This is a genomic window from Acetobacter pasteurianus, from assembly GCF_009914215.2.
Lineage (GTDB): Bacteria > Pseudomonadota > Alphaproteobacteria > Acetobacterales > Acetobacteraceae > Acetobacter > Acetobacter pasteurianus.
This window is the reverse complement of sequence record NZ_CP039846.2, coordinates 2,446,683-2,458,876: the sequence shown is the minus strand read 5'-3', so window position 1 is coordinate 2,458,876 and position 12,194 is coordinate 2,446,683. Positions and strand designations below refer to the sequence as shown.

Sequence of the window (12,194 nt, the reverse complement as noted above, 5' to 3'; positions counted from 1 at the left end):
CGTTAAGATGCTGAAGCCAAATTATGCGTGACATAAACGCGATAAAAAGGAAAAAAACACTATGATAAAATTGTATTACACGCCTGGTGCATGCTCTTTAGCATCTCATATTATTTTAAATGAAACACGCCTGCCCTTCGGTCTGGAAAAGGTAAACCTTAAAACCAAGACACTGGAAGATGGCCGAGATTACCTGAAGATCAACCCACGCGGGGCTGTGCCTGCCATTGAAATTTCACCCGGCGTCGTGCTGACCCAGAACGTGGCTATTCTACCTTATATTGGCAATCTTTCTGATATCGCCGCGTTTCGGCCAGCAGAAGGTTCATTAGATCGCTCACGTATGTTGGAAGCTCTGGGTTTTTGTGAGGATGTGCACAGTGCTTTTGGTATGCTCTTCACTCCAGATCTGTCTGATACCACACACGCACTTTGCCTGAAAACCGTTACCCGGCGGTTAGAACAGCTTGAGCAACTGCTGGAAAGCAATGGTACAGACTATTTGCTCCCTGCCGGTTTCAGCCAGCCAGATGCCCTTATGGCCGTAATTTTAAGCTGGGCAACCCCTTTGGAGATTGATTTGACAGCTTACCCCAAAGCACGTGCGCTACGGGACAAAGTGTTTAACCGCCCCGCCACGCAGGCAGCCCTTAAAGCAGAAGGTTTAGCGTAAGCAATTATCCCTCCTGCCCTATCAGATGCCCTCTCAATTCTGAGGGGCAGGAGAAACCATATACATACCAGTTGTACGTGCAGGAGAAATCAACACCAATCCTGCAGCACGTGCCGTGCGCACTGCAAGTGCAGTAGGTGCAGAAAGCGACACCACAGCAGACATGCCCGCTGCAATGGCTTTTGCCGCCATCTCATAAGAACAGCGGCTTGTTAAAAAACAAAATCCCTGCGTGAAATCTAATTGATGCTTTAGCCCATAACCTATCAGTTTATCCAAAGCATTATGGCGGCCAACATCTTCTCTCACATGCACAATGTGGCCATTAGGTAGGCACCATGCTGCTGCATGCAACATACCTACGCCTTTATTTAAAACCTGATGGCTTCTTAAATTTTCTAATGCTTTATGGATTGCCCCTGCATCAGGCTCCCGCCCTGTTACGCTACATATTTTGCAGTTTGTTACGCTCTCCATGTCGGCACCACAAATTCCGCATCCCGTCCGACCAGCTATCGGGCGGCGCGTGCGTGCCAGCACTTTGCGTAAGGCTTGGGCATTTACCCGCACATCAGCACGTAAGCCATCAGGTTGTGCTGTTATCTTTATGTGCCGTAAATCTGAAACGGAAGAAATAATATCTTCTGTAAAAGAAAAACCCGCAACAAAATCATCTATATCATGCGGTGTTATCATCATGACCGCATAATCAATACCATTATATACCAGAGCAAGTGGCGCTTCTTCTGCTACCAGAAATGTATTGTGCTCTCGCGTAATATCCGTGTTTTCATGTCCTTGCGGCCAGCTTATCCGTTCCGCATCACACGGAAGCGCTACAGAAAAGGATATATCTTCCGTCATCAGCCATTGCCTTTTGCAGCATCAACATTGTGCACAGAAGCGCAATATTTTTGCGCAAGCATGAGATCTTGAGGCGTGTTGATATTCATGAAAGGATCCATCCCCTCTATCAGAGGAAAATCTATAGCCCGCGCGCCCAAGGTATTTGCCAATGTACGCACACGCGTTTGGCGCTTTTTATTTTCCTGAGTCAGACAAGATAACTGCGCTGCCAACACAGGTCTGGCAGAAACCGGCCATGCAGCTACCAATGGATGAGACTGCCCGCCACAACACGCATACGATGGTGCAGGCATAAGTGCCGCCACAAGCCCGGCAGGAATGAATGGTGTATCTACCGGTATGGTTATGAGTGTATTGTACCCACTCTTTTCTGCCCATTCCAAGCCGCTTAACACACCAGCCAATGGCCCGACATCATGCACATAGTCTGGTAAAATCGGACATTGCCATGCACCAAATCGTGCAGAATCACCATTAGCGCTAATCGCTACGGCGCTACATTCCTGCTGCAAGCGTGCAAAAACATGATCTAAACAAAGACCCTTTCCTGTATCTAAAAAAGCCTTATCCTGCCCATGCATTCGGCTTGCCTGCCCACCTGCCAACACCAGCCCTGCTATTTTCATGCCTGCTCCACCATTTTTGAAAATATCTTTCTGGTTTTTACATTTTTCTCATTCTAAAATCTAAAGTCTTTTAGATCTCTTATCGGTTTTGCAAACATGATGTTTCAACACACGCAGCTTATTTTTGGCATTATCGGCCGTAGTGGGTCTGGCAAAACGCATTTGATATCACGATTACTTCCTGCATTTTGTCATCTTGGTTTGCGTGTCTCAACCATCAAACATACGCATCATGGTGTAGACATGGATAAGCCCGGCAAAGATACCTTTGTTCACAGGCAAAATGGCGCTGCAGAAGTTATGCTCGCCACCCCTGAACGATGGGTGCTTCAACACGAATGCAATACCCTCCCCACCATATCTGATTTGCTCCAGTGCATGCAGCCTGTCGATCTGGTGCTGGTAGAAGGCTTTCATGCAACTATACCTATCTGCCTGGAAGTATGGCGACCCACTATAGGAAAAGACCCTTTATACCCACAAACACCGAGTATTATTGCTGTCGCATCAGACAAGCCCAACATTCCCGATGTTCCAGACAACCTCACGGCTCTGGATCTGAATGATACAATGGCTATTGCAGCATATATCCGTAAGCACGCTTACGCATTCAAAGTATAAATTACACTGCAAACGGTATCATCTTGCACATTTCTCCAGCCTGCAGGGATTGACCCGCCGATATTTTTACAAGACCGGTAGCCCGTGTAAGACAAAGAATATCAGAAGCTCCGACAGACGGCACAAGGTTAATAAGGTTTTCTCCCTTATCTTCTATAAAACTTACTGGGAAAAAACAGGTGGTATCTGATGCTGCAACATAAGAAAAACTGCTTTGCCCTTCTATGAGCATACTTGCATTTTTCTCCTGCTTTTCACCCACCAGACCACGCAAAAATGGCACGACAAACAATTGTGCACATATAGCTGCTGCGCCCGGATTTCCTGGCAAACAGAACACCATTTTCTGGCCCAGTTGCATAACTGTTATAGGCTTGCCTGGGCGCATTTTAACGCGTCGAAATAAACATTTGGCCCCCATCTGCCTGAGAACAGGCAGAACATGATCCGTCTGCCCAACAGAAATACCACCTGTGGTAATGAGAATATCAGATTCCTGCGCACATTGATGAAGGACCTTGTGTAAATCCTCCATACTGTCTGATCTACACACATAACGTGTGACGAGCGCGCCCGCGCTTTGCAGCATTGTTGCCAATAGCTGCGTATTCAGTTCCGTTCGTGCATCTGTTGCTGTTGCACCAAACTCTGCTCCATTGGCCACAACACAAATCTTCGGACGTTTATAGACAGATACCTGTTCTTTACCTTGGTGCGCCAATAGAGGCAGATGCCGCCAATCCAGCTTTTGGCCATGCTCAAGCAACATATCGCCTTTACAGAACTCCTCCCCACTCCGGCGAATGTTCAAACCATTTCTGGCATTCTGTTCCAGTAAATGCACATGTCCACCCGTTATGGATGTGCGCTCCTGAGCCACAACGCAATCTGCCCCTGCAGGAATACGCGCTCCAGTAAGAATGCTGTAAGCAACACCTTTTTCCAAGGGTGGCGGGGCATCACCCGCAGCGACCCGTCCGGCAAGAGGCAAGCCAACGCTGCCCGCCTTTTCCATATCTGCACAACGGAATGCATATCCATCCATTGCTGAAATATCAGCTTCTGGGCGAGGCATCACCGCCCTTATATCCTCAGCAAGAACGCGCCCAGATGCCTGCGCGATAGATACAAATTCTGTTGCAAGTAATGGTATATTTTGCATACAGGCCGCAAGAAGCGCCTGCGCTTCATCATACGCCACCATGTCTGGTGCCCTGTATGTTTGTTCTGAAACAGCTGAGGCTAATAAAGAACCAACCATACAGCCATTACCCCGGAAATGAGAATGGATTTAAGCCAGCGCGCGCAAACCCCTGCTGCTCCACGGCGGTATCCAAAGCAAAGCTACCCAGATCATCTGCAAGGGCGTCTAGTTCTGGATCATAATCCAACCGAAAAACCTTCAGATATGTTTTGCAATCTCCGCAGCTTTCCGCCTGAACCGAGGCTCTCAAATCTTCAAATGTCCAGTGTTCAAGATGAGCAGATGCACCACATTCCACACAGATACCACGCACTCTGTGCCAACGTGTCTCACACAAACTGCACTGAAGGTAACGCAGGCCTTCACGGTCTCCCCCCAATACAAGGCTGGCTACCGGTTGGGCACCACAACATGGGCACAATCTGGCCTCTCCAGCAGGTTGTGCCTGCTGAATATGTTCCTGATCCTGCTCCACAGCCTGTGCCCAACAAACAGACAGAGCAGCCCAGAGTACAACAGCCAACCCGGCATCAACCTGAGCATACTCTCCACACAACAAGCTGGCAGCCTGCTTTGTTAATGCTGGAATATTCTGCCCACACTCTTCCAACATTGTGCACGTTGTTTCTGGCACAATACAGCCCACCTGTTGCACCAAAAATAAAAATGCCTGTTGCCATGATGGTATTTTCAGCAACAGTTTTTCAAGGTGATCTTGATCACACCCCTGTTTTGGCACAGCACGAATAGCAGAAACATCTGCTGCACCAAGTGGCATATGTTTCAAAATCTGCTGCGCTTCAACAAGACAAGAGAGGAACTTAAAATACCCCCCCTTCGCTTCACCCAGTTGTTCTGCCAGCAAGCAGAGCCGTTTTTCCCTGCGTGTATATACAGCTTCCAGCACCGGAAAAATCAGTGGCTCAATAGCCTGCACGCCGGGTATGCGTTTATCCAGCGGAACAATATCAGTTTCAGAACGCATTAGTGTGGCCGTTTTGCAGAAGATGTTTCAGCAGGCAATACTTCCTCTTCATACCACCGATCATGATGCTGCCGCGCCCATGCTCGGGATACATAACCCGTGACCATGCCACCAATGGAACCCCGCACCCATATGCCCATATAGATATGCCCAAGCACCAGCAAAATGAGCCCAAGCCCGGCAACAGAATGCGCCAGCAAAGCCAGCCGCACCACGGGAATGGGAAAATACATGGCAAAATAGGCACGCCAGATCATTAACCCACTTACAAGCAGCAGGCTGATCAGTGACATAATGCCCCAGAACAGTATCTTCTGCCCGGCATTGTATTTGCCAATCTGCAGTTTCTCGCCATGCTTGTTCATCAGCACATCAACAATATGACGAAACCACGTGATATCCGTGCGCACAAACAGATTATGGTGCACAAAGCGCACGCACATGCACATTAGCAATACAAAAACTGTGATACCCAGAAACGGGTGCAGCAGCCGCGCCATCTGCGGTGGCCCAAGCACATAACCAAGCCAGTTCAGGCTAGGAAAAAACCACGAGATTCCAGAAAGCGCGACCAGAAAAAAACAGGCAACCATTGTCCAATGGCAGAGCCGGTCCATAAACTTTGTGCGCAGAACAAGATTTTTAGTATCCATTACGCATCCCTCCGGTTTTGGTCCGGCTTTTCGCCAACCTCTACCAATTCCTTTTCAGGAACCTCTGGTGCTGTTTCATCCGTGCTATTGGGGCCGACAGCCATGTAATGCGCAAAGGCCCCTGCCAATGTGGCAATAAACCCAAGCGCCCCTACCGGTTTCAGCCATTCCTTCCAACCACGCACAACCGGGCTGATATGAGGTTCGGCTGGCAGCCTGTGGTAAAGAGTTGGATTATCGGCATGCGTCAGCACATACATAACGTGCGTGCCGCCTACACCCGGTGGATCATATAATCCTGCGCCTTCATGCCCGCGGCTTTTCAGGTCTTCCACCCGGGTTTGTGCCAGATCCTTCATTTCCGCTTTGGAACCAAAGGATATAGCGCCAGTCGGGCAGGTTTTTACGCAAGCGGGCTCCTGCCCTACGGCAACCCTATCTGCACACAAGGTGCATTTATACGCCTTGTTATCTTTTGAGTTGATGCGCGGAATATCAAACGGGCAGCCAGCAATGCAGTACCCACAGCCAATGCACTGTTCAGACTGAAAATCCACAATACCATTGGCAAACTGCAAAATAGCACCGGGGCTTGGGCAAGCCTTCAGGCAGCCCGGGTCCTCGCAATGCATGCAGCCTTCTTTGCGCAGCAACCATTCCAGCTTGCCACCTTCATCCTCCACCTCATCAAAGCGGATGACGGTCCATGTTTCTGCTGTCAGGTCTGCGGGGTTATCATATACCCCTACGTTGTGACCTACCTCATCTCGCAGATCATTCCATTCCGAACAGGCAACCTGGCATCCCTTGCACCCTGTGCAGAGAGAAACGTCTATCAGCTTGGCAACTTCCTGCTCATGCCGCCGTGCCTGAGGTGACGGTGTAAGCCCATTGGTGGCGGAACGGCGAATGATGTCCTGTGACTGCATGCTCATCAGCGCACCTCAGACTTTTTCAACATTAACAAGGAAGGCCTTGAATTCTGGCGTTTGAGAATTTGCATCGCCCATGGCTGGTGTCAGCGTATTGGCTAAAAAGCCTTTACGCGTGGCGCCCTTAAAGCCCCAATGGCAGGGCACCCCAACCTGATCGACTTCCTGCCCCATCACATTCAGGCGTTTGAGCCGCTTGGTAACTACGGCCTTGGCCTCGATATACCCTCGGCGGGAAGAGACCCGCACCGTGTCACCGGCGGAAACACCAAGCTTGCCCGCCAGACGTTCACCAATTTCTACAAACTGCTCTGGCTGCATAATGGCGTTAAGGTGCGAATGCTTTGTCCAGTGCCGGAACAGCTCCGTAATGGAGTACGTTGTGGCTACATATGGAAACTCTGAAGGATTACCCATACGCGGTATTTCATCTGCAAACTGCCGGGCCACCGGGTTGTGCCTTACTTTGCTGCCCAACGCAGGGGCCAATACCGGGCTTTCTGTGGGTTCGTAATGTTCAGGGAAAGGCCCATCCACCAACGATGCCCCTGCAAACAGACGGCCCACACCTTCACTTTGCATAATAAACGGCCCAACACCGCTGCCTGGCGGCGATGTAAGTGGGTAATCAGGCACATCCGCCCCACCCCAACGCTGGCCATTCCATTCAATAATCTTGCGGCGCGGATCCCACGGATGGCCCTGTGGATCCAACGATGCACGATTGTAAAGCAAGCGCCTGTTTGCAGGCCACGCCCATGCCCAACCCGGCGTATTACCAAGCCCTGTATCCGTATTATCGCGCCGTGCCATCTGGTTGCCGGCTTCTGTCCAAGAACCCGCGAACACCCAGCAATAGCTGGCTGTTGTGCCATCATCTTTCAGCACGGAGAAATCAGGCAGCAACTCCCCTTTTTTTACAACCACCTTACCTGTGGCATCCTGAATATCCGCCAAGGCATAACCATTGGCTTCCTTCGCCACTTCCTCTGGCATGGGATCTTCCGGGTCCCGATAGTTCCACTGCATGTTCAGAACAGGTTCTGGGCATACGCCACCCTCCTTCGCATACAGGGCGCGTAGCTTGGTAAAGATGGTGCCCAGAATACGCCCGTCGTTCCAAGCCTCTCCCGGTGGCTGGGTGCCAGCATAATGCCACTGCAGCCAACGTGCGGAATTGACGACCGAGCCGTTTTCTTCTGCAAAACAGGAAGAAGGCAGACGGAACACTTCTGTCTGGATATCTTCGGGCCTTACATCATTATAAACGCCCTCGTTCTGCCAGAAATTGGATGTTTCTGTATCTAGCGGATCTATGGTGACGAGGAAACGCAACTTGGCCAAGCCATCGCGCATACGGTTTTTATCGGGCATGGCCGCCAGCGGGTTAAAACCCTGTGCAATGTAACCGTTGACCTTGCCTTGCTGCATACGCTCAAAATAGGCCAGCATATCGTAACTGCGGTCCCACTTTGGCAGCCAATCATAACCCCAGTTATTGGAAGCTGTGGCGTGATCTCCCCATAGGGTTTTCATCAGGCTTACAAAAAACTTGGGCGCATTATGCCAGTAATTTACTTCCTTGGGCTCATCTGCCTTCGGAGTGACTGCCTGCAGGTAAGCATCCAATGTTTGCTGGCTGTCTTTAGGCAGATTCATATATCCAGGCAGACGCGTTGAAAGCAGCCCGAGGTCTGTATAACCCTGAATGTTCGAATGCCCGCGTAGAGCATTCAGGCCGCCACCGGGCATCCCCACATTACCCAGCAACATTTGCACCATAGATGCTGCACGGATGATCTGAGATCCATTGGTATGGTGTGTCCAGCCCAACGCAAACAGGAATGTAGATGTACGATCTGGCACACTGGTGGATGCCAGAGTTTCACACACATGCAGGAAATCTTTTTCCGGTGTGCCTGTAATCTGAGAAACAAGCTCTGGTGTGTAGCGGCTAGTATAATCGCGCAAAAGATTTAGAACGCAACGTGGATTCTGGAATGTAGGGTCCTGCTTGGCGAAGCCCTGTTCATCACGCTCATAATCCCATGAGGTTGTCGTGTAGCTGCGCGTAGTGGCATCGTACCCCGAGAACAAACCTTCATGAAAATCAAAGTCTTCGCGCACTATCAGCGCGGCATTTGTGTAGGCTTTTACATATTCATGCTGAATTTTATCGTGCGTCAGCAGATAGTTAATAACGCCCAGCATAAAAGCGGCATCAGAACCGGCACGAATTGGCGCATAAAAATCTGCAACGGCTGCGCTTCGGTTAAACCGAGGGTCAACCACCATAACCTGTGCGGCATTACGGGTTTTGGCTTCCATAACCCATTTAAAACCAACAGGATGTGCTTCTGCCGGGTTACCACCCATAATCAGAACAACGTTGGCGTTTTTGATATCCACCCAATTGTTGGTCATTGCGCCACGACCAAAGCTGGCACCCAGCGCAGAAACCGTAGGGGCATGACAGAGCCGCGCCTGACAATCTAGCCCCAGAATACCCAACGCCCGCGCAAACTTAAAATCCAGCAGCCCGGTTTCATTACTGGCCGCAGAAGATGCCAGCATACCTGTACTCAGCCAGCGATTAACCAGCTCGCCTTTTTCATTCCGCTGGATAAAGTTTTTATCCCGATCATCCTTCAAAAGGCGCGCAATACGGTCAGTCGCCTCTTCCCAGCTTATACGCTTCCATTCTCGGCTGCCGGGTGCGCGATAAGAAGGATATTGCAGGCGCGTTTCACTGTGAATGAAATCCACCAACCCCGCGCCCTTTGGGCACAAAGAGCCTCGGCTGACTGGATGGTCTGGATCACCTTCAATATGGAAAATACTGGGCTTAGCATTTTTAGCGCCGTCCCCCAGAGAATACATAAGTAAACCGCACCCAACAGAACAATAAGTACAGTTATTGCGGGTTTCCTTGGCGCGCAGCAGTTTGTATTGGCGCGTTTCCTGCGCCAAAGCTTTAACTGGCGGCACAAAACCAAGCGCAACCGCACTGGCACCCGCCACACACGCGCCAGTATTCCGCAAAAACTCTCTGCGCCCCAAGGCCATGTAAACCACCCTGATGTTTTATTAAAAAACAGAATGAAGGTTATCTACATTTTCCTTAATGAAGCGTCTTTGATCCGGATCACATTATTTTAGATTTTAACTATATTTATAAATATACAGACACACAACAACTTGAATGAACACTGCACAGGGCACTGAATACTTAAATTAAAACATTAAATTAAAAACAGAATATAAGCAGTGATAAAAATACAGGCAGAGCATCATGCATAGAAACAGAAAAATAATTTCGATTTCTAAATGATATTGTGTGTCTATACTCAAAACTTAACGTAGAAAACACACCATCCCACCGCACCAACAAAAGATGACGCCGAGAAATACTACGTTCACGTTAGAATAATATTTTATAAGGAAAAATTGGCTGGGGGACCTGGATTCGAACCAGGGCTGACCGGGTCAGAGCCGGTAGTTCTACCGCTAAACTATCCCCCAGCAAACTGGGCCTTACAGAAGCTCTTAAAGAGCGTTCCCGTTCGGTGAGGCTCATCTAGCATTCTGTTTTGGAGTGCGCAACCCCTTTTTCCAAAAGAATTTTCATTTTGTCACATATTTGTCTTGCTCCCTGCGCGTGAGAGCCCAAAATAAGAAACAATATGGTTTAACCCCTTGTTTAAGGACCGGACAGATGGATCGTCCCCCCTCCTGGACCGGCCGGTCTGGCAGATTTGTGTCGGCCTCTCCACCCTTTAGTGGAGAGGAAGATCTTTTTGCCGCGCTCGATCTGGGAACAAATAACTGCCGCTTAATGGTTGCAACCCAAACCGCGGGTGGATTTAGGGTTGTAGATAGTTATAGTCGTATGGTGCGACTTGGAGAAGGTCTGCACCATACCGGAAAACTGCATAAAGCTGCCATGGAACGTACCATGGAAGCACTACAGACATGTGCAGATCGTTTAAGCAGATGGCCGGTGAGAGAAATCCGTGCCGTGGCAACGGAAGCCTGTCGGCGTGCAGAAAACGGAAAAACCTTTCTTCAACAGGTCCACCAGCGTACGGGTTTTGATATCAAGATTATTTCCGGGCGGGAAGAAGCCAGCCTTGCGGTAGAAAGCTGCGCCAATCTGCTGCACAACCCGCGCTTTGGACCGCCGCGCAATCGGGCCTTGCTGTTTGATATTGGTGGAGGCTCAACCGAAATTGCGTGGGTGCGCACGGATTCCACGCGCCTGACAGAAGAACTGATTGGCTATCTCAGTCTGCCGGTTGGTGTCATCACGCTTTCCGAGCAGTTTGGGCACGCATACAGCACGGATGATCGCGCTTACCGAAAAATGGTGGAGCACACGCGCCATCACTTGCGTGAGTTCGAGAACGTCTATCGGATCAGGCCGGAAATCCGGCGTAAGCAAACACGGCTGATCGGCACTAGTGGCACAGTTACAACGCTTGCCAGCCTTATCCTAAACCTGCCGCGCTATGCACGTGCAGCCGTAGATGGTTCCCTGCTTCCAGCATCCAGCGCCAGACTGGCTGTGCGCACTTTACAAAAAATGGGGGCTGATGGCATTGCCCGACACCCCTGTATTGGCCCAGATCGGGCACCTTTTGTTTTGCCTGGCTGTGCCATTTTTGAGGCCATTCACGATGTCTGGCCTGTAGAAGATATTATTGTTGCAGACAGAGGGCTGCGCGATGGCATGGTTTTGCGTATGATCCGCGGAAAATCGGGCATGGCTTCTCGCCGCAATCGTGCGTCTTTATCCATTCCCCCTCACCTTCGCCACTCCATGCAGGCAACAGGCTTATGACTGAAAAGAAAAACCGCCCCACAGGCAGTTCCACGTTGCGCGTACCTGGCCGTGCCCGCAAAAGCAGCGCAACGCCAGGCAGCCGCTTGGTGCAAAATGATTCTGATGCCCCGCAAAAAATGCGGGCACAATCAGTTTCATTACGCACCGCACGTGGGCGCACAACCGCCCAGCAACGCTGGCTCTCCCGGCAATTGAATGACCCTTACGTGCAGGCAGCACACAAACAGGGCTGGCGTTCACGCGCGGCGTTCAAGCTGATTGAACTTGATGATCGCTTCCACCTTATCCGTCCCGGTATGCGTATTGTAGACCTTGGCGCTGCTCCTGGTGGGTGGACGCAGGTTCTGGTCAAACGCGGCGCTTCACAGGTGGTCGGGGTAGATCTTCTGCCCGTAGAACCTGTAGCTGGCGCAGAAATTATTGAAGGCGATTTTACGGACCCAGAAATGGATGCGCGCCTTATTTCGATGCTGGGCGGTAAAGCTGATCTGGTTGTCTCTGACATGGCCCCCAACACAACAGGCCATGCTCCAACAGACCATGTGCGGATTATTGGGTTAGCAGAAGAAGCCTTGCACTTTGCCTTTGATATTCTGGCAGAAGGCGGTGGCTTTGTTGCCAAAGTGTTTCAGGGGGGCTCCGAAAAAGCCATGCTCAACACTATGAAGCAAGCTTTCACACAGGTTCGCCACGCCAAACCGCCTGCAAGCCGTAAAGATTCCAGTGAGCTTTACGTGGTTGCAACCGGATTTCGTCCAGACCGCATCAACACACCGACCGCGTAGAATCT

The 12,194-nt window shown here is 50.3% G+C and carries 11 protein-coding genes and 1 tRNA gene; 4 read left to right on the top strand and 8 right to left on the bottom strand.

All coding sequences use genetic code 11. From position 1 onward, the window contains the following. Positions 1 to 61: 61 nt before the first annotated feature. On the top strand, positions 62 to 673 hold the full coding sequence (locus tag FCN51_RS24905) for a glutathione S-transferase family protein (RefSeq protein ID WP_012813058.1): 612 nt from the start codon (positions 62 to 64) through the stop codon (positions 671 to 673). Positions 674 to 706: 33 nt separating this feature from the next. Here FCN51_RS24905 and fdhD read toward each other — a convergent pair whose 3' ends face one another. Together fdhD and mobA are read right to left on the bottom strand one after the other, a co-directional pair. Beyond that, the gene (gene fdhD / locus FCN51_RS24900; RefSeq protein WP_310256521.1) at positions 707 to 1,537 is read right to left on the bottom strand and encodes a formate dehydrogenase accessory sulfurtransferase FdhD; all 831 of its coding nucleotides are present in this window, start codon (positions 1,535 to 1,537) and stop codon (positions 707 to 709) included. Next, entirely contained in the window at positions 1,537 to 2,166 is a 630-nt protein-coding gene (gene mobA, locus FCN51_RS24895) for a molybdenum cofactor guanylyltransferase (RefSeq protein WP_310256518.1), read from the bottom strand. Before mobA ends, fdhD begins: the two co-directional genes overlap by 1 nt. Before the next feature lie 96 nt (positions 2,167 to 2,262). On the opposite strand from mobA, the gene mobB reads away from it, so the two are divergent. After that, a complete protein-coding gene (mobB, locus tag FCN51_RS24890) occupies positions 2,263 to 2,787 on the top strand; it encodes a molybdopterin-guanine dinucleotide biosynthesis protein B (protein WP_310256514.1) in 525 nt (174 codons plus the stop codon). A 1-nt stretch (position 2,788) separates the two neighbouring features. On the opposite strand, the gene FCN51_RS24885 is transcribed toward mobB, so the two are convergent. The 6 genes from FCN51_RS24885 to FCN51_RS24860 form a co-directional block, all read right to left on the bottom strand. After that, entirely contained in the window at positions 2,789 to 4,048 is a 1,260-nt protein-coding gene (locus FCN51_RS24885) for a molybdopterin molybdotransferase MoeA (protein WP_310256512.1), read from the bottom strand. 7 nt (positions 4,049 to 4,055) lie between these two features. After that, positions 4,056 to 4,976, bottom strand: a complete 921-nt coding sequence (gene fdhE, locus FCN51_RS24880) for a formate dehydrogenase accessory protein FdhE (RefSeq protein ID WP_310256510.1) — start codon at positions 4,974 to 4,976, stop codon at positions 4,056 to 4,058. Further along, on the bottom strand, positions 4,976 to 5,629 hold the full coding sequence (locus FCN51_RS24875) for a formate dehydrogenase subunit gamma (RefSeq protein WP_050819897.1): 654 nt from the start codon (positions 5,627 to 5,629) through the stop codon (positions 4,976 to 4,978). Before FCN51_RS24875 ends, fdhE begins: the two co-directional genes overlap by 1 nt. Then, entirely contained in the window at positions 5,629 to 6,564 is a 936-nt protein-coding gene (gene fdxH / locus FCN51_RS24870; protein WP_124297018.1) for a formate dehydrogenase subunit beta, read from the bottom strand. Before fdxH ends, FCN51_RS24875 begins: the two co-directional genes overlap by 1 nt. 9 nt (positions 6,565 to 6,573) lie before the next feature. Next, positions 6,574 to 9,627 carry a formate dehydrogenase-N subunit alpha gene (gene fdnG / locus FCN51_RS24865; RefSeq protein ID WP_310256505.1) on the bottom strand — a complete coding sequence of 1,018 codons (3,054 nt, stop codon included), beginning with the start codon at positions 9,625 to 9,627 and terminating at the stop codon, positions 6,574 to 6,576. Positions 9,628 to 10,009: 382 nt separating this feature from the next. Further along, positions 10,010 to 10,083, bottom strand: a tRNA-Gln gene (locus tag FCN51_RS24860). Positions 10,084 to 10,156: 73 nt separating this feature from the next. Between FCN51_RS24860 and FCN51_RS24855 the strand changes: the two genes are divergently transcribed. Both FCN51_RS24855 and FCN51_RS24850 read left to right on the top strand, forming a co-directional pair. Next, positions 10,157 to 11,401, top strand: coding sequence for a Ppx/GppA phosphatase family protein (locus tag FCN51_RS24855; protein ID WP_310256502.1), 1,245 nt, complete (start codon positions 10,157 to 10,159; stop codon positions 11,399 to 11,401). Next, positions 11,398 to 12,189, top strand: a complete 792-nt coding sequence (locus FCN51_RS24850; RefSeq protein WP_310256499.1) for an RlmE family RNA methyltransferase — start codon at positions 11,398 to 11,400, stop codon at positions 12,187 to 12,189. Before FCN51_RS24855 ends, FCN51_RS24850 begins: the two co-directional genes overlap by 4 nt. Positions 12,190 to 12,194: the final 5 nt, after the last annotated feature.